This is a genomic window from Frankia sp. R43 (assembly GCF_001306465.1).
Taxonomy (GTDB): Bacteria; Actinomycetota; Actinomycetes; order Frankiales; family Frankiaceae; genus Parafrankia; species Parafrankia irregularis.
Map to the genome: position 1 here is coordinate 1,046,288 of NZ_LFCW01000001.1, position 17,153 is coordinate 1,063,440.

Annotated in this window: 20 protein-coding genes; 19 read left to right on the forward strand and 1 reads right to left on the reverse strand. The window is 71.3% G+C overall.

All coding sequences use genetic code 11. The features are described from left to right. Positions 1–303 precede the first annotated feature (303 nt). The 11 genes from ACG83_RS46455 to ACG83_RS03895 all read left to right on the forward strand — a co-directional run bounded on the left by ACG83_RS46455 (position 304) and on the right by ACG83_RS03895 (position 10,388). The gene (locus ACG83_RS46455; RefSeq protein WP_235497591.1) at positions 304–915 is read left to right on the forward strand and encodes a hypothetical protein; all 612 of its coding nucleotides are present in this window, start codon (positions 304–306) and stop codon (positions 913–915) included. 79 nt (positions 916–994) lie between these two features. Continuing rightward, the gene (locus tag ACG83_RS03850) at positions 995–1,687 is read left to right on the forward strand and encodes an SAF domain-containing protein (RefSeq protein ID WP_235497593.1); all 693 of its coding nucleotides are present in this window, start codon (positions 995–997) and stop codon (positions 1,685–1,687) included. 19 nt (positions 1,688–1,706) lie between these two features. After that, complete coding sequence (locus tag ACG83_RS03855) at positions 1,707–2,528, forward strand: hypothetical protein (RefSeq protein ID WP_235497596.1); 822 nt, start codon at positions 1,707–1,709, stop codon at positions 2,526–2,528. Continuing rightward, a complete protein-coding gene (locus ACG83_RS03860; RefSeq protein ID WP_054564740.1) occupies positions 2,525–3,964 on the forward strand; it encodes a CpaF family protein in 1,440 nt (479 codons plus the stop codon). Before ACG83_RS03855 ends, ACG83_RS03860 begins: the two co-directional genes overlap by 4 nt. Beyond that, on the forward strand, positions 3,961–4,857 hold the full coding sequence (locus ACG83_RS03865; RefSeq protein WP_054564741.1) for a type II secretion system F family protein: 897 nt from the start codon (positions 3,961–3,963) through the stop codon (positions 4,855–4,857). The genes ACG83_RS03860 and ACG83_RS03865 overlap by 4 nt, the downstream gene beginning before the upstream one ends. Next, a complete protein-coding gene (locus ACG83_RS03870) occupies positions 4,857–5,777 on the forward strand; it encodes a type II secretion system F family protein (protein WP_054564742.1) in 921 nt (306 codons plus the stop codon). Before ACG83_RS03865 ends, ACG83_RS03870 begins: the two co-directional genes overlap by 1 nt. A 16-nt stretch (positions 5,778–5,793) precedes the next feature. Then, on the forward strand, positions 5,794–5,988 hold the full coding sequence (locus tag ACG83_RS03875; RefSeq protein WP_018639370.1) for a hypothetical protein: 195 nt from the start codon (positions 5,794–5,796) through the stop codon (positions 5,986–5,988). A gap of 176 nt (positions 5,989–6,164) precedes the next feature. Continuing rightward, positions 6,165–6,548, forward strand: coding sequence for a TadE family protein (locus ACG83_RS03880; RefSeq protein ID WP_152991248.1), 384 nt, complete (start codon positions 6,165–6,167; stop codon positions 6,546–6,548). Between the two features lie 62 nt (positions 6,549–6,610). Beyond that, positions 6,611–6,994 (forward strand): pilus assembly protein TadE, encoded by a 384-nt coding sequence (locus tag ACG83_RS03885; RefSeq protein ID WP_235497597.1) that lies wholly within the window; start codon positions 6,611–6,613, stop codon positions 6,992–6,994. Next, positions 6,991–7,422: a pilus assembly protein TadG-related protein gene (locus ACG83_RS03890; RefSeq protein ID WP_054564743.1), complete on the forward strand. Its 432-nt coding sequence runs from the start codon at positions 6,991–6,993 to the stop codon at positions 7,420–7,422. Before ACG83_RS03885 ends, ACG83_RS03890 begins: the two co-directional genes overlap by 4 nt. Beyond that, on the forward strand, positions 7,419–10,388 hold the full coding sequence (locus ACG83_RS03895) for a BTAD domain-containing putative transcriptional regulator (RefSeq protein ID WP_054564744.1): 2,970 nt from the start codon (positions 7,419–7,421) through the stop codon (positions 10,386–10,388). Before ACG83_RS03890 ends, ACG83_RS03895 begins: the two co-directional genes overlap by 4 nt. Before the next feature lie 24 nt (positions 10,389–10,412). On the opposite strand, the gene ACG83_RS03900 is transcribed toward ACG83_RS03895, so the two are convergent. Next, positions 10,413–10,829 (reverse strand): helix-turn-helix domain-containing protein, encoded by a 417-nt coding sequence (locus ACG83_RS03900; protein WP_054565399.1) that lies wholly within the window; start codon positions 10,827–10,829, stop codon positions 10,413–10,415. A gap of 1,529 nt (positions 10,830–12,358) precedes the next feature. On the opposite strand from ACG83_RS03900, the gene ACG83_RS03905 reads away from it, so the two are divergent. From ACG83_RS03905 to ACG83_RS03940, 8 genes are all read left to right on the forward strand, one after another. Further along, positions 12,359–13,162: a hypothetical protein gene (locus ACG83_RS03905; RefSeq protein ID WP_054564745.1), complete on the forward strand. Its 804-nt coding sequence runs from the start codon at positions 12,359–12,361 to the stop codon at positions 13,160–13,162. A gap of 410 nt (positions 13,163–13,572) precedes the next feature. Continuing rightward, a complete protein-coding gene (locus tag ACG83_RS03910) occupies positions 13,573–13,788 on the forward strand; it encodes a hypothetical protein (protein ID WP_018640692.1) in 216 nt (71 codons plus the stop codon). Between the two features lie 55 nt (positions 13,789–13,843). Then, positions 13,844–14,275 (forward strand): hypothetical protein, encoded by a 432-nt coding sequence (locus ACG83_RS03915; RefSeq protein ID WP_054564746.1) that lies wholly within the window; start codon positions 13,844–13,846, stop codon positions 14,273–14,275. Beyond that, positions 14,272–14,619: a hypothetical protein gene (locus ACG83_RS03920; protein WP_054564747.1), complete on the forward strand. Its 348-nt coding sequence runs from the start codon at positions 14,272–14,274 to the stop codon at positions 14,617–14,619. Before ACG83_RS03915 ends, ACG83_RS03920 begins: the two co-directional genes overlap by 4 nt. Before the next feature lie 49 nt (positions 14,620–14,668). Next, positions 14,669–15,052: a hypothetical protein gene (locus ACG83_RS03925; protein ID WP_054564748.1), complete on the forward strand. Its 384-nt coding sequence runs from the start codon at positions 14,669–14,671 to the stop codon at positions 15,050–15,052. Beyond that, complete coding sequence (locus ACG83_RS03930) at positions 15,049–15,432, forward strand: hypothetical protein (RefSeq protein WP_054564749.1); 384 nt, start codon at positions 15,049–15,051, stop codon at positions 15,430–15,432. Before ACG83_RS03925 ends, ACG83_RS03930 begins: the two co-directional genes overlap by 4 nt. A gap of 115 nt (positions 15,433–15,547) precedes the next feature. Continuing rightward, positions 15,548–15,868 carry a hypothetical protein gene (locus ACG83_RS03935; RefSeq protein ID WP_054564750.1) on the forward strand — a complete coding sequence of 107 codons (321 nt, stop codon included), beginning with the start codon at positions 15,548–15,550 and terminating at the stop codon, positions 15,866–15,868. 215 nt (positions 15,869–16,083) lie between these two features. Next, positions 16,084–17,091: a DUF932 domain-containing protein gene (locus ACG83_RS03940; protein WP_054564751.1), complete on the forward strand. Its 1,008-nt coding sequence runs from the start codon at positions 16,084–16,086 to the stop codon at positions 17,089–17,091. Positions 17,092–17,153 lie beyond the last annotated feature (62 nt).

A 17,153-nucleotide genomic window follows, 5' to 3' on the forward strand; every position in this document is an offset into this window, starting at 1 on the left:
AATCCTAAGCCCGGGTGCGACCTCCTCGCCGGGGACGACGGCACTACGGCCCCAGCGCCGGACGGCGTTCCCCCATCCGCCGTTCCTCCAGCGGGTGGGAGCGGTGGGCAGGCGCGTTCTGCCCCTCCGGGTGACAGGGCTTTGGACCCACCCGCATTGCCGACCGCGGATTGCGCGTATGTCCGCAGCGACTACCAGCCGCCCACTGGCGGGGTACGGCCTGTCTCCTATCAGCCGTCGGCAACTGGCGGCCTGATAGTGCGGCCCGCGGTGCTCGGCTCGTCGGCCCCGTCGGTGCGTCCGGTGGCGTCCCAGCCGGGGCAGGAGCCGGGTGCTTGGTATGTCTACCGGTGCTCGACGGCCGGAGTGCGGGATGCGCTGTACCGGCCGCCGGTGTGGATACCGAACGCCGGTCCGGGAGCTGTACCAGCGCCGGACCCGGAGGCGTTGGCGGAGCAGGCGCGCAGCCAGTTGCGGCTTGCCGGCCCGCAGATCGTGATGAACCCGGTGGTGGATCAGCTGGTGGGGTTGCCGACGTGGCTGTGGCTGGACGCGGCAGGCTGGAACCAGGTGGCGGCGACCGCAGCGGCGGGCGGGGTGTCAGTGACCGCGGTCGCCAAGCCCGTGCAGGTGACCTGGTCGCTCGGGGACGGCGGAGCCGTGACGTGCATGGGTCCGGGCACGCCGTTCCCGGATGGGGCCGATCCGAAGACCGGGTCGCCGGACTGCGGCTACACCTACCGCCACCGGTCGCTGGACACGCCGGGCGGGACGTTCGCGGTGACGGCGACGGTGCGCTGGGACGTGACCTGGGCCGGCGCCGGCCAGGCGGGGACGTTCCCGGGGCTGACGACCGTGTCAACGACAGCGGCCAGGGTGATCGACATTCCCTCGCTCACGGCAGGCGGTGGCTGATGACGACCACGATCGATACGGCCCAGCGAGCCGCTGGGGCGCACCCACGCTGTGGGAGGCGCGGCAGGGAGGTGTCGTGGTGACCGCCCCGTCGTCGGCGCCACGTACCGCGGGCGTGGAGCGTGGCGCCCGGCATGCGGGTGCGGCGCCGGCCGCGCGGCTAACCGGTGGTCCACGGCGGCGGCGCCGGCTGCCGTATCTGCTGCTCGGGGTGGTGCTCGTGATCGGCTGCGCCACCGCGGGTCTGCTCGCGGGCGCCCGGGTGGGGTCACGGGAGCCGGTGCTGGTGCTGGCCCGTCCCGTCGCGGTGGGGCATGTCCTGGCAGCGGCCGATGTGCGGGAGGCGCAGATCTCCGCCGATGGCCTCGACACGATCCCGGCGGGGTCGAGGGACACCGTGCTGGGCCGGCCGGTGGCCTACAGCCTTCCGGCGGGCACGGTGCTCAGCCGCGCTGCGGTGGGTGCCGCGCAGGTCCCGCCACGGGGAGAGGCGATCGCGGCGGTGGCGTTGAAGGCCGGCCAGTTCCCCACCGGCCTGTCGGCCGGCTCACGGGTGACCGTGGTCGTCGCCCCCGCGACCAGCGCCGTATCGACCACCGGGTCCGCCGATGTTGCCCGTTCGTGGCCGGCGACGGTCGTGGCCGTGGTGGCGACGGACACCGATCAGACGACAGTGGTCTCGCTCCAGCTCACCGAGGCCGATGCCCACGCGCTGGCGGCGGCACCGGCCGGGCAGATCGGCGTCGTGACGATCAACGGCACGGGCGGGTGACCCGGCCTTGATCATCGCGGTGGGTTCACTGAAAGGCAGTCCGGGCGCAACGACGTTGGCGCTGGCGCTGGCGGATCGCTGGCCCGCCGGCGGCGGAGAGCCGCTGGTGGTGGAGGCCGACCCGGCGGGCGGCGACCTCGCTGCCCGGTTCGGCCTGCTGGCGGGTGGGCGGGGGCTGGTCACGCTCGCCGCTGCCGGCCGCCGCGGCGGGCAGGCCCGCCCGGTCGACGACCACGTGCACGAGCTGCCTGGTGGACTTCAGGTGATCCCGGCCCCCGCCGGTGCCGAGCAGGCCAGTCAGGTGCTCGCCGAGTTGGACGGCGGAGGCTGGTCGCTGCTGTGGTCCGCGGCGCGGACGGGCGGCCGGACGGTGATCGTGGACTGCGGCCGGCTCGATCCGCGCTCACCCACACTGCCGGCATTGCGGGCGGCGGACGTGCTTCTGCTCGTGGGACGGGCGCGGGACGACGAGCTTGCGCATCTGGCGGCGCGGATGCACGTAGTGCAGGGCTGGGACGTACCGGACTGGTATGTCGTGGTCATCGCCCAGCCCCATCAGGCGCCGGAATACCGGGTGCGGGAGATCGGCCGAGTGCTGGGGTCGCGTGTGCTGGGCCCGGTGCCCTACGACACCACGGCCGCGGAGGTGCTCGCCGGTCGTCGCCAGACCCGCACCGGGATCGGCCGGTCGAAGCTCGGCCGGACCGTGGCGGACATCGCCGGCCACCTCGCCGCCACCGCGCCGGCCGACGTGGAACGCCAGGCGCTGGAGGCGGCGCCCGGCGGGATTGATGGCCGTGTCGCGTTGCCGCCGGCCCCCACCCGGGCGGGGCGGCGATGACGGTCCCATCCTGGCCCGACGACCCACGTCGTCCGGCGTCGGGGAACGGCGCGGGCTGGCCCGGTCCGCTCGCGGCCTGGAGCGGTGGCGGTGGGAGTCCGACTGATCTTCCGGGCCGTGCCACCGGGTCAGCGGCTGACGCCCTACGCGGCCGGCTCCGGGACGGGCTGCGAGCCGCGCTCGCCCGCCGGCTGCGCACAGACGAGAACGCCGGCTCCCCGCCGCTGACCGCAAGCGCACGTGAGGCGTTCGCCCGGTCCGTGCTCGTGGACCTGACCGAAGCACACACCGGTGCCGAGCTGGCCCGCGGTGCGGGGGTCCTGACGCCCGGAGACGAGCAGCGCGTCATCGCGGAGGTCCTCGCCGAGGTCCTCGGGCTCGGCGGTCTCGAACCACTGCTGGCCGACCCATCGATCGAGAACATCAACATCAACGGGGACCGGGTGTTCATCCGCCGGGCCGACGGCAGCCGGCAGCGGCTGCCTGCGATCACCGACTCGGACACCCAGCTGGTCGGGCTGATCCGTGACCTGGCCGCGCACGCCGGGGTGGAGGAACGCCGCTGGGACCGCGGCGCCCCCATGGTCAACTTTCACCTGGCCGACAAGAGTCGTGTGTTCGCGGTCATGGCGGTGACGGCACGGCCGAGTGTGTCGATCCGCCGACACCGGTTCCGCCACGTGACCTTGGCCGGACTGCGCGCCAACGGGACGATCGACTACGGGCTGGAGGCGCTGCTCGGCGCGCTGGTCCGGGCGCGGAAGAACATCGTGGTCGCCGGAGGGACGGCGATCGGGAAGACCACGATGCTGCTCGCGCTCGCCGACCAGATCCCGCCCAGCGAACGGCTGGTCACGGTCGAGGACGTCTTCGAGCTGGGGTTGGACGCCGACGAGCGGGCCCACCCGGACGTGGTCGCGATGCAGGTCCGCGAACCCAACACCGAAGGCGAAGGCGCGATCTCCGCCTCCGACCTTGTCCGGGCCGCGCTGCGGATGTCCCCGGACCGGGTGATCGTCGGCGAGGTCCGCGGACCCGAGGTCATCCCGATGCTCAACGCCATGAGCCAGGGCAACGACGGCTCCATGACGACCTTGCACAGCTCGACCAGCCGCGGCGTTTTCACCCGGCTGGCCAGCTACGCCGTGCAGGGCCCGGAACGGCTGCCGATCGAGGCGACGAACCTGCTGATCGCCTCGGCGATCCACGTCGTGGTCCACCTGGCCGAGCCGCGGGGGGAACGCGGCCGGCGGGTGGTGTCGTCGGTGCGGGAGGTCGTGGACGCCGACGGCACTCAGGTCGTCACCAATGAGCTGTACCGGCCGGGCCCGGACAGGCGCGGCCTGCCGGCTGCTCCGCCGACCGGTGAGCTGCTCGACGACCTGATCGACGCCGGGTTGGACCCGGACCTGCTGTCGCAGGGGTGGTGGGGATGACCGGTCTGTTCGGGCTGCTCGGCCTGGGTGTCGGCACCGGTCTGCTGCTGATCGTCTATGGCTGGCGGGGGGCACCCGACGACGCCGGCCGTCCTCGTCGCGGGCTGGTGCTGCCCCGGCCGTGGCGGACGAACCCGCGGTTCGGCCGGTGGGCCATCGCTGCGGCAGCCTGCGGGATCGTCGCGGGCGCGGTGACGGGCTGGGTCGTCGGCGGTCTGCTGATCGCTATGGCCGTGTATGGGCTGCCGCGGATGCTGGGCCCGGACCGGGACCAGGCACGGCAGGTCGCGCGGACGCAGGGCATCGCGGTGTGGGCCGAGCAGCTGCGTGACACCCTCGCCGCCGCGGCCGGCCTGGAGCAGGCGATCGTGGCGACCGCGCCCGCCGCCCCGGCGGCGATCCGCGACGAGATCGCGCTCCTGGCTGCCCGGGTCGAACGCCGCGAGCGACTCGGTCCGGCGCTGCGTGCACTCGCGGACGACCTGGATGACCCCCTGGCCGATCTCGTGATCGGCGCGCTGATCCTGGCCAGCGAGCATCAGGCCCGGCAGCTGTCCGGGCTGCTCGGCCAGCTCGCGGCCACGGCCCGCGCCCAGGTCGACATGCTGGGCCGCATCGAGGTCGGTCGGGCCCGGATGCGCACCACGATGCGGGTCGTCGTCGTGACCTCGCTGGTGTTCGCCGGCGGACTTGTGATCTTCAACCGTGCGTTCCTGGAGCCGTACAGCTCAGCTACCGGGCAGATGGTCCTGCTGGCCGTCGGGGCGATCTTCGTTGCCGGGTTCGTGTGGTTGAAGCGCATGTCGAAGATTGAGAACCCGGGCCGGTTCCTGCGCGGCGACGAGGCCGCGATTTCGCAACCGGTCTCCGCGGGCGTGGGGCGGGTGCCGTGATGAGTGTGCTGTTGATGCTCCTGGCGGCCGGGGTCGGGGTCGGGCTGTGGGCGCTGGCCGTGTGGCTGTTCCCACCGCGGCCGTCGTTGGAGGAGGTGCTGGCCCGGCTCGACCCCATCCCGGCTGCTCCCGCCACTGCGACGCCCGACGCTGCGGTGGTCGTGCCGGACGAGCAGGATGGGTGGGCCGTGCGGGCGGGACGGCCGTTCGTCGGTGTTCTGCGCGCGGCGGGCCTGCCCACTGTGGCGCTGCGCCAGGACCTGACGGCGCTCGGCCGCTCCGTCGAGGCCCACCTGGCGGAGAAAGCCGCCGCAGGCATTGCCGGTCTCCTCTTTCCGTCGGTCGTTGGGCTGGCCTTCGCCGCAGGGGGCCGTCCGTTTCCTCCGGCGGTGCCGGTCGCGCTCGCACTGTTCCTCGCGGTCGGCGGATTCCTGCTGCCCGACCTCACCGTGAAAGCTGAGGCCGCCCGTCAGCGTCGGGCGTTCCGGCACGCGCTGTCGGCCTACCTGTCCCTGATCCAGGTTCTGCTCGCCGGCGGCGCGGGTGTGGAGACCGCGCTGACCGACGCGGCGACCATCGGCACCGGCTGGCCGTTCGTGGCGATCCGCCGAACGCTGCGGACCGCCCGCGAAACCCGCGTCAGTCCCTGGGTCGCGATGGGCCGGCTCGGCGCGGATCTTCAGATCTCGGAGCTGACGGAACTCGCGGACGCGGTCGCGCTCGCCGGCACCGAAGGTGCCCGGGTCCGCCAAAGCCTGGAAGCCAAAGCCGCCGCGCTGCGGGTCCGCCAGGCCCAGGACGCCGAAGCGGACGCGAACGCCGCGACCGAACGGATGAGTATCCCCGGTGTTCTGATCGCCATCGGCTTCATCGTCTTTGTCTTCTATCCAGCTCTGACTCAAATATCGAATTCGCTATAGCCTGCCGGAGGAATTCGTGTTTGCCCGTTTCTACGCCTGGTGGTTGCAGGCCGTCGACCGCTGGACCAAGGCGCCGCCCGATGGACGCGATGCCGGGAACACCACCGAGCAGGTGATCTGGATTGCCTTCCTGGCAGCCCTCGCGCTCACCGTGATCGGAATCTTTGGACCAGAAATCTTGGAAGCTGCCCGAAGTGTCGTTTTCAAGTAGACGAAATGACGATGACAGCGCCTGTCCGGCCGGTCCATGACCGGCGACGCCGTCCGGCCTCCGGCCGGCCTGGGGCTGGACGTCCACCGAGGGTGGGTGGTGCCAGGTGGCGCCCACGCCGTACCCGTGTCCGTCCGGGGCGCGGCCGGCGGTCCTGCCGATCCGTTTCCGCGGAGGTGCCGCGCCGTCAGGCGGATGCCGGCGCGCTGACCGTCGAGATGATTTTCGTGCTGCCGCTGGTACTCACGATCGTACTGCTGCTCGCGCAGGTCACGGTCTGGGCTCATGCCAGCCACATCGCGCAAACCACCGCCACCCGTGCCCTGGTCGCCGCCCGCGCCGACGGCGGCAGCGTCGCCGCCGGCGAGCAGCAGGCACAGGACACTCTCGATCAGCTCGGCCGGTCCAGCCTCACCAGTCCGCAGGTCACGGTCACCCGCGACGGCGACACAGCGACCGTCCACATCCACGGCACCGCCGCCAGCGTGATCCCTGGGCTTCGGCTCGGGATCGATGCCGACGCGGCTGGGCCCATTGAGCAGCGACGGGCCACACCGTGACGCCTTCAATCTCCCCGCCTGCGGCGACTGGCTCGGACCGAGGGTCCGCGACCGCCGAGCTGGTGCTGATTGTGCCCGTGCTGCTGCTCATGCTGCTGTTCCTCGTGCTGTGTTACCGGATCTCGGACGCGAAGCTGCGGATGGCCGACGTGGCGCACCAGGCCGCCCGCGCCGCCTCGATCGCCGCCACCCCCGCCGAGGCGGTCGCTGACGCCCGCGCCACCGCGCAGACCGCGCTGGCCGGGGCCGGGGTCACCTGCCAGGATCTGACGGTCGACACCGACACCGCTGGACTGGCGCCGGGCACTCTGGTCCGGGTGACCGTGGCCTGCACGGTTCGGCTCGACGACCTCGCGATGCTCGCCACCCCAGGCAGCGCGACCCTGCGCGCCTCCTCGACCTCGCCCATAGACACCTTCGCCGACCGGCCTGGACAGGCATCGTGAGCCCCGGCCGGTCCACCCACGGGCGGGACGACGGGACCGTCACCGCCTTCGTTGTCGTCGTGGCCGCCGCGTTCGTGATGTTCGGTGGGCTGATCCTGGACGCCGGCGGCGCGCTCGCCGACAAGACCACCGCAATGGGGATCGCGCAGGAAGCCGCCCGCGCCGGCGCCCAGCAGCTCGACCTGACGACCTACAGGTCCACCGGCACGGTCCGGCTGCTACCCGACGAGGCGGCCGGCGCCGCCCGCGCCTACCTCGCCCAGGCCGGCGCCACCGGCACCGTGACCATCGTCGACAACACGGTGACCGTCACGGTGACCATGACCCACCCCAACCAGCTGCTCGGCATCGTCGGCCTGGACACGCTCACCGTCACCGGCACCGGCAGCGCCCACCCCGCCCCACCCGCCGCCGGAGCAGCCCCGTGAGCCGACCCGCCTCCCACCGGCCGATCCCGCCCCGGCCGATCCGCCGCCGGATCGCCGCCGGCGGGCTGGCCCTCGGCCGCCTCGTCCGCGCCGTCCTCGCGCTCGCCGCGCTCATCGTGCTGATCGTCGGATTGCCGTGGGGGCTCGCGCATTTCGTCGGCTGGCCGCTGCCGCACCATGTGCCGTCCTGGGACGAGATCGAGGCGCGGCTGACCGGCCCGATGGACGACACTCTGCTGCTGGACATCCTCGCGGTCCTGCTGTGGCCGCTGTGGGCCGCGTTCACCCTCTCCGTCGTCGCCGCCGTGCCCGACGTAGTCCGCGAAGCCCGCTGGCCGTCACACCACCCGCCGCTGCCCGCCAGCGGGATGCGGGGGCTGGCCACGTTCCTGCTGGGCGCGGTGCTGCTCACCGTCCTCCAGGCCCGCGGCCCCTTCACCTCGACCAGCGGGCCGGCCGCGGCGCCGGCCGTCGCCACCGCGCCCGCCGCCCCTCGGTTCGTCCCGGTCGCCGCCACCAGCGTGACCGATCCGGCGCTGCCGGCCGCGGCGGCGGGGACCGCGGTCGTGCAGCTGCCGGCCAACGGTGTCTACGACAGCCTGTGGCGGATCGCGGACCGCTGTCTCGGCGACGGCGCCCGCTGGCCGGAGATCTGGGCCCTCAACCACGGCGTCCTCCAGGCCGACGGGCGTGCGCTGACCCAGCCCGGCCTGATCCGCCCCGGCTGGGTCCTCATCCTGCCCACCCCACCAGCCACCGTCCCGTCCCCGGCCGGGCACGCACCATCCACCCCTCCGACCAGCCAGGCACCCGCCGGCCCCGCGCCGACGCCCACCGCGCCGTCCTCTGTCAGCCCGCCGGCGGCCAGCCCACCCACCACCCCAACCCCACCGGCCAGCACACCCGCGCCGGGTCACGCCGCACCGCCGACGCCCCTCAGCCCGCCCACCAGCCCGGTAACCCCCAGCCCCACCAGCGCGCCGCCGACCACACCCGCGGCGCCGCCTTCGCACCCCTCCGCCCCGTCCCGGCCGCCGGGGGTCCAGTTCCCCTCCGGTGGGTACCTCGGGCTGGGTGCCGTCGCGCTCCTGGTCGTCGCGCTGTTCTCCGTCCGGCTGTGGCGTCGCCGGCACTACGTCCCCGGCAGCGGTGTCCGCGACGACCTGGTCGAAGCACCGGTGATCCACCAGCTCGCCGCCGCCTACAACAGCGCCACCGCCGAACGCGACGCCGACGGCGAACTCGTCGTCGTACGCCCACCCGGCGACCCGCACATCACCGGCCGCCGCCACGCCGCAGCCACCGCCACCGCCCACGCCGCCCCACCCGGCACCCGGATCGTCGGCACCACCGGCGACGGACAGCCCCTCGCGCTCGACCTCGCCGCCACCCGCGGCCTCGGACTGATCGGACCCGGCGCCGACGCCGCGATCCGCGCCCTGCTCGTCACCCTCCTCGCCGACCGCCACCAGCCCGACGCCGCCCCCGCCGAAGTCCTCATCCCCGCCGCCGACGTACGGCGGCTGCTGGGCGAGGACACCACCGCCACGCCGCCGCAGCGGCTGCACATCGTCGCCGACCTGCCCACCCTGCTGGACCGGCTCGAAGCCGACGTCGTCACCCGAGCGCGACGCGCCGCCACCGGCGAGGACCCCCGCCGCACGTCCCTGATTGTCCTCGCCGCCCCCGACCAGACCTCGGACCGCCGCCTCCAAGCCGTCCTCGACAACGGCTCCCCCCTCGGCGTCGTCGGCATCCTCTACGGGCAGTGGCGGCCCGGGGCGACCGCCCGGGTCCGGCCCGACGGGGTGATCGGCGCAGCCAGCCCCGACATCGCCACCGCTCTGGTCGGCCACCGGCTTTTCACCCTGCCCGAGGCCGACACCGGCCAGCTGCTCGACCTGCTCGCCGACGCCGACGCCCCGGCCGCCAACCAGGAGGAGTACCGGCGGGTAAACCCTACCCAGGGGCCCCAGCCCCCACCGCCCACCTCCGCGCCGCCCCCCAGTAGCGCCACGGTCACACCCGCACCGCCGCCTCCGCCAACGCCCGACGTGTCACCGACCGCAGACGAGCCGCCGGGCCCAGACACGCCGCTCCCACCCGACGGCGGGGCAGCCCCCGCTGAGCCCACAGACGCGGTACCGCCTGCGCCGGCCAGCAGCCCACCACGCCTGCCGAGGGCGGTCACGCCGCTGCTCCTCACGCTGTTCGGCCGGCTGCAACTGCGGTACCGGGCAGCACCCGACGGCGACTACCAGCCCGTAGATGGCATCGGCGGCCCGAGCCAGGAGATCCTGGCCTACCTCGCCGCCCATCCCGACGGCGCCCACCGCCGCACCATCATCGACGCGGTCTGGCCCGACGACGGCAAACTCCCACGCCAGCGGGACAACCGGTTCTACGCCGCCATCAGCCAGCTACGCCGCGGCCTCGCCGCCGCCACCGGCGGGACGATCGACGACGTCTTCGACCACGACGATCGGCGCTGGCGGCTACGCCGCGACCTGATCACCGTCGACCTCTGGCAGGTCGACGAGGCCCTCGACGCACGTCGCCGTGCGACGACCACCGCCGGCGAGCTCGCCGCGATCCTCCCGCTGGCCGCCACCTACACCGGCCACCTCTCCGACGACATCTCCGGCACCTGGGCCGAAAGCCACCGCGAGAACCTGCGCCGCCAGGTCTCCGACGCGCTCGCCAGCATCACCGCCGATGTCGGGGAGGACAACCCCCAGCGCCTGGAGCTGCTGGAAACGCTGCGCCGCCTCGACCCCTACAACGAAGGGCTCTACGTCCAGATCGCCCGCACCCAGGCCCGCCTCGGCCAGCCGGACGCGGTCGCGGCCACCTACCGCCAGCTCGTCGTGGCCCTCGCCGAGATCGGTGAGCGGCCCACCCCTGACACGGATCGCGTCTTCCAGGCCGCGATGCGACCCGGTCCGCCCGGTACGCGGTCCGCCTGACCGCAGCCGACAGTTCTCACCGTTCTACCGGCGACGCCGCCGCGCGGCCCACGCCCGCCGATCGACTTCCAACAGCTCCTCGTGCGCCGCGGCCCACTGCGCCATCGGCGCCACCAGATCCGCCAGTTCCTTCGCCGCCGGGGTCAGCCAGTAGACCGTCCCGAAGGGAAACGCACGCTCCCGCATCCGCTCAACCAGCCCCCGGCGCTGCATCGACCGCAACGTCCGGGTCAGCACGGCCTCCTGGATCAGCGGCTGGGGCCAGTGTCGGCCCCGCGGAACGTCATAGCTGCGCAGGGTGCGCAACAAGCTCGTGTACGGCTGCGGACCGTTCGACAGCGTGACCAGCACGTCCGGGAGCCAGCCAGGGCTCAGCGTGCGGCGCAGATCGTGCAGCAGGATGCGCCGATCAGCGTCAGTCAGATCGTCAGTTCCTGTCACGTTCACTCCCACGGAAGATCCGCAGACCCCCTGGTCTGCTCGACCGTTCCGCCGCACAGCGCGACTACCTCGCCGCCCCGTAGCCCCTCTGCGTGACGGGCAGTTGCCCCAAGGCTGCACTATCGGGCCGTAAGGTGACAATCCGGTATCCGGCCGTCACGGTGCTATCCAAGGGTCTGTCCGCCGCCCCGCCGCGCAGCGACCTGAGCAGAATCGCAGCGCCGCAGCCCCGCTACCTGCGGAAACGCCGCCACCGCGACGGCACGACCACCCCAACCCACCCAGCCCGCCCCCGCCGACATGATGCTCATCACGTCACGCGATCCCGCGGGCCCCGCCAGCCTCCGGACGGCTCATCCGGCGGCTCCCACAAGCCCGCCCTCCAACGACAGGCCGCCGACTAGGCAGGCAGGCTGCCGGTCGACGCCTCCTCCGACGACGCGGGCACCTCGACCCGACCGCCCATCCGCCACCCCGGCGATCTCGGTGACAAAATAGAAGCCTCACGACATCGGCATTCCCGCGAGCCTCCTCTTCCGGAATCTCAACCGCGACGCGCTTCCATCGTTTTGGGGCAGGACCATGGCCATGGGCCGCGAGAGTCGGATTCTCACCTCAACTTGGAGGACGAGTGATGATGGCGATTCCGTGCGGACTAGTCGCTGTTGTTGGCGAAGGTTGGCGCACCAACCTTGACACCGCAGTCGGCGAACGGCAGTTGGCACCGCCGACAGAAAGCCATAGAGCCCAAATCAGCGGATCGCTCAGGTGCTTCGCCGGCAGGGTGCGCGACGGACGGTGTGGGGGTGTGTCAGGTGGCTCGCCATCACTCGCCAGCTGCGCCGAGCGCTCGCCATTAATCCGGATCTCCAACCCCCGGGTTCGGCCGGCTGCGGTCGGGGGCCGGCGCCGTCAGCGCCAGCGACCGGCAGCGCTGGTGGCGCCAGCGTGATGCACAGCGAGGCCCTGACCAGCGGATTTCCCCAGCAGGCCGAGCTGCGGCCACGTCGCCCAGCGAGTGGCCAGGTAGATCCGACCCCTCCAGCCCACCGGACCCCCCACCGGACCCCCCACGGGACCCCCCACCGGACCCCCCGTAAAGACGGGTGGGTGAACGAAGAGCCGTTGGTGCAGGTCAGACGAGGTACGGCACCCACCCAAGCACGCCGCGACTTAATAGCGAGGCTACGAGCTGATAGTCGATGCGGGGACCGGTGCTCTGGCGGCGCGCGGCTCCTGTGCAAGCTCCACGTCTCGGATTGATGCGTTTCCCCCTTTCCCTCCGGTCGCGTTCTCGTTTTTGTATTTCGCTTTTCTTGCACTTCGCTTTTGGCTTTCCCTCTTCTCTTCTTTGCCTTTTGGTTCGCGCCTTCCGATTGTCGTTTCATCACTTTCCCGCCATATAAAGAATCATGAATTGGCGGACGATTGGGGGTTGTATTCGGGCGCGCATAGATGGAGAATTAGATATCGGCACCGGGCGCGGGATGACACCCCCGGGAGTTCCCGCAAAGCAGAGGAGAGACCTCGTGACCAACAACGCCTTTTCTTCGGACACGCCGTCCGCTCTTCCGGGCACGCGAGTCGAGCTGGAAGACATGGCTAGGGTGACGGCGGACGACTGGCGCGCCATCAACCTCAAGGCGCGGAAGTTCTGCCGCGTGGTCGACGCCACAGACTCGCGTAAGCGGATGGATGGCAACGCGACCTACACCGGCCGTGGCTACGGCACGGCGGACGTGAGCGACGACACCACGCAGGATGCGGTGTTGCTCTTCGCGCAACTCCTCGGGAAGATCATCCGGACGTTTGAGCCTGTGACCTACTCCGTGGCCACGCGGGAACCGGACTCCTGGCTCTATGTCACGAAGCAAGGCGGAACCTTTGTCGCCACCCGTGACAGCATCCAGTACACCGCCGTGCGGGACGCTGCCCGCCGCAACGGCTACAGGATCGACAAGAAGCCAAGCGAGACCGACGCGACCCCTGGGGCACAGCTGATGAAGACTGCGGCTCGTATGGAGTTCGTAGCGGTCTCTACGCACCTTGCCGCCAACAGTGAGGCCATCTGGCACCACGCGTTCGGTGACGGCAGGGAGTTCCCTGTTCTCGCGGACGTGCTCAACGAGGGGAACAAGGCCGATGACATCGGACGGGCGGGCATCCTGTCCAAGGTGGCGCAGAAGCGCTACGGGGGTGCCTACGGTTCCCGTCGCGCCGTGATCCGCACCCGTGACGCTGCCTTGGCAGAGTTCCGGGAAGTGTCAGAACGGGCTGACGCGGTACGGGAGCTGATGACCTACCGCGCCGCGCGGGATGGCAGGGAGGACTGACCTTCTTTCCTCGCGGAGAGGGCACCGGGAGAGTCTCCCGGTGCCCTCTCCGCGTTTCTGAGCCGTTTTACGGCCGGACGGTCGGAACGCTTCCCAGCGCGTAACAAGGTGAGGGCAGAAACCGCCCGAACCAGCTGACGAACGCGCATCCGATCGGACGGTCGGAACGCTTCCCAGCGCGTAACAAGGTGAGGGCAGAAACCGCCCGAACCAGCTGACGAACGCGCATCCGGCCGGACGGTCGGAACGCTTCCCAGCGCGTAACAAGGTGAGGGCAGAAACCGCCCGAACCAGCTGACGAACGCGCATCCGGCCGGACGGTCGGAACGCTTCCCAGCGCGTAACAAGGTGAGGGCAGAAACCGCCCGAACCAGCTGACGAACGCGCATCCGGTTCGACACGAAAGGCATGTGGTCGTGTTCGACATTCTCGGTGATCGTGAGCGTGCGCTCGCGATTGTCCAGCGGCGCGGGCGGGATCACTTCCTGATGTTGCTGGATCGCCTGGCGTCGATCTACCACGGCTGCGACTGCAAGATCTACAAGTTCAGCCTGGAATGGATGGACGAACCGTACCTACTCAAAGCGCGGGGGATTCACGGCGACCTGCTGATCGGGTGGCGTTAGCCATCTACCGGCGGTTCGTCCGAAGCGTGTCACCCGTCATGTGGAGGGAGGGTCTGTGACCTGTGATGTTCTGTCTGAGGAGTTCGTGCGCCGCTTTGAGCGGGGAGTTTGGCGCGAACTGATCGAATCGGCGATGGTCGAATGGTCGCCGGACGAGACCACGAACCTGTACGGCAGTGGTTTCGACGGAACAGAAACCGAGCATCTGCGCGGCGATCCCGCCGACGAGATCCGGGACTACCTGGAAGGCGCCGAGCCTGACCTGTCGTCGCTGATCGAGCGGCTGGGAGATCGGGCACCGGAGGCCGAGGAGCTGGGCCGGAACTGGGTCCTGTCGCGGCAGCGGCAAGGAGCGGGCCTGTGGGACTGCGGCTACGGTCCGGAAGGCGACCGGCTGCACGAAATGGCGATCTTCTACGGCGACATCCTGTTGGAGATCTCCGGGGTCGAGGAGGACTGCGACAGCTGGGTGGTGCGGGTCCTGTGACCGGCCGGCATCTGCGTGTCCACCACCGCGACTACTTCGAGCACGAAGCGTACGACGGAGACATCTACCCGCACGACGAACGGTCCGAGGAACTCGACTGCGAACCGGATGAGTACGACCGCGCGGACGGGCTCGGCGCCGTGGACCTGGCCGTGGCCCGGTTGACGGACTTGGGGGTCACAGAACCGTCGGGCGGCCCGGGTTTTCCCGGGTCGCACTGCTGGTGGGGTGGCAGGACGACGCTGAGCCATTACACCGGCGAGATGCGGGAGACCTCCGCGCATCCGGAGGGGTTCAGTGACGCCGAGTGCCGCGAACTCTGGGCGCGGCTGACCGGCGCATAGCCGACCCGCCCTTATCTGCTCCCTGCCTGATCTTTCGAGAGGTGGCGCCATGCTCGGCGTGCTCGCGGACCCCACGGTGCGGATCGGGGTCTACATCGACGATGACCATGACTACTACCTGTCGCCCGTCGGCGACCTCGACGTGATCACCGAGGAACGGGACCGTTTCGCGGACGGGACGTGGGCGGCCTACGTGCTGACGATCGTGGTGGAGTGCCCGCACTGCGACCGCCGGTACAGCACGGACGTGCTCGGCGGTGTGGTGGTGGAGACGTCCGCGTGGGCCGGGTCGATCGTCTGGTCCGATGATCCGTTCCTGCGGGAGAACCCTGCCGACTACCTGACGATGCAGATCCGGGAGCTGATCGCTCAAGAGCGTGACGCCCCGACCCCGGTCTCGGCCTGGCTGCCCCTGCCCGGGGACGCATCGTGAGCCAGGTCGAGGCGCTGCCGCTCGCGAACGGGGCGCCCGCCCGCCGGGGGACGGCCGCGTTGCTGGTGTCCCCGCATCGGGAGCCGCTGACCGGTGGCGGCCCGGACGCCGTCCACGTCGAGCTGATCGTCATACGGTCGGTGACCCGTGACGGTCGGGTTCGCGCCTATGAGGAGATGTGGCCGGGTGGCCGGCCCGTCCGGGTCGCCACGACCGCCTGGAAGATCAGCAGCTTGGTCGACGCGTCGGGGCTCGACCCGGGCCGCGCGGTCGCGATCGCCCGCGCGCACACCTACCCGGGCCACCGTCAGGTCCGCCCGTGGGAGTCGATCGCGGAGGCCCGCGCGGCGCTGAGTCCCGCGCGCACGCCCGCCCCGTAAGCCGCCGCCGCGTGGCTGCCCGCCGGACGGTGTCCGGCGGCCCGTCGGGGGGTCCGAAGATCGCCGGCTATCGAGACGTACGTCGTCGGGTGCTTTGCGGCAGAGAGGAACGGCGATGGGCGATCAACCAGACGTCAGCTCCGACTCGATCGCCACCGCAATGCAGGAAATGATCTTAGAGGATGTCCGCGGCGGGAAGGTACCCGAGACCGTCGCTGCCTTCGAGCAGTTGCACGAGTTTGTCGATGCGAACGAGTACGTGTTGCAGGCTCGGGAGTCCCTCGGGCTGACGGCTCTGCCTGCCGATGCGGCCGATGTGGCCCGTGACAGCGCAGCCGTTGCCCTCGTCGATGCCTGGCTCGCAGGCAGGTCCCCCGCCCATCCCCTCGGGTCGTCCGGGACGGCCCGACGCGCCGTGCCTGGGGAAGCGCCGTGAGGCGGGTCGGGCCGCTGCCGCTGCCGCTGACGAACGACACACGAGCGCGCCGGGGCACGGCGCGTCAGTGCTCGACCCGGCCCGCGCGGCGCTAAGCCCCGCCCGCACACCCGCCCGTAACCCGCTTCCGCATGCCTGCCGCCGGACGGTGTCCGACGGCCCGTCGGCATGCCCACACATCGCCACCCACCCCACCGATCACCGGAGGAAGCCGCATGTCGAAGGAAACCCTGACCTGGCTCAACCAGCACACGCTGATCGGTTTCACCGACAAGCGTGGCCACGCCTGGCACTACCGCGCCGACCAGCAGCAGGGCGAGGCCAACCACTACCCGGGGCCGATCCCTGTCGACGACGTCGAGCGCCGACTGTTCGACTGGACCGCCCTCGAACAGCCGATCTACGTCGAGTCCCCGGTCACCGGCGGTCTGGACGTCGTCCCGGACCGCAAGGCGATCATCCGATCCGACACCGGAAGCGTGATGGGGATCTTCAGCGACGGCTACCAGCCACACCCCTACAAGGAATGGTTGGTCGACAACGTCGGGCAGCTCCTCGATGACGATCTCGCGATCGGATCGGCCGGGCTGCTACGCGGCGGGGCGGTCGCGTGGGTGTCGGTCGAGGTCCCCGACACGATCACCACTCCGGAAGGGGTCGCGTTCCGTCCGAACCTGCTGGCCACCACGAGCTTCGACGGGTCGCTGTCGACGACCTACAAGCGGATCGTGACCAACGTCGTCTGTGACAACACGATGGCAGCCGGTCTGCGAGAGAAGGGCCAGCAGACCAAGGTCAAGCACTCCGCCCGGTCACATCTGCGGCTCGGGGAGGCCCGGGAGGCTCTCGCGATCGTGCACACGATCGCCGACGACTTCGCCGCCGAGGTCGCCGAACTGTGCGCACTCGACGTGTCCGACCGGCAGTGGGCCGCGTTCCTGGACGCCCACGCCCCCATGCCGGACGAGAAGGGGCGGGCGCGGACCAGCGCGGAGAAGCACCGCGACACCCTCAACCGGCTGTGGAACCACGACGAGCGGGTCTCCCCGTGGCGGAACACCGGCTGGGGTGTGGTGCAGGCGGTCAACACCTACACCCACCACGAGCAGACCGTCCGCGGTGCCACGCGGGCCGAACGCAACATGCTGCGCGCCGTGACCGGCGGGGCGGACAGCCTCGACGGCTCCACCCTCGCCACGCTGCGCACCCTGCTGCCCGCCTGAGCCCACCCCACCCACCTGCCACTGCGCCCGCCCCGGCCGCCGCCGGGGCGGGCGCAGTGCGC

What these genes read in the sequence shown, in the direction of transcription:
- ACG83_RS03860 (WP_054564740.1), top strand. Translation starts at nt 2,525, where the DNA reads ATGACGGTCCCATCCTGGCCCGACGACCCACGTCGTCCGGCGTCGGGG.
- ACG83_RS03865 (WP_054564741.1), top strand. Translation starts at nt 3,961, where the DNA reads ATGACCGGTCTGTTCGGGCTGCTCGGCCTGGGTGTCGGCACCGGTCTG.
- ACG83_RS03870 (WP_054564742.1), top strand. Translation starts at nt 4,857, where the DNA reads ATGAGTGTGCTGTTGATGCTCCTGGCGGCCGGGGTCGGGGTCGGGCTG.
- ACG83_RS03925 (WP_054564748.1), top strand. Translation starts at nt 14,669, where the DNA reads ATGCTCGGCGTGCTCGCGGACCCCACGGTGCGGATCGGGGTCTACATC.
- ACG83_RS03935 (WP_054564750.1), top strand. Translation starts at nt 15,548, where the DNA reads ATGGGCGATCAACCAGACGTCAGCTCCGACTCGATCGCCACCGCAATG.
- ACG83_RS03940 (WP_054564751.1), top strand. Translation starts at nt 16,084, where the DNA reads ATGTCGAAGGAAACCCTGACCTGGCTCAACCAGCACACGCTGATCGGT.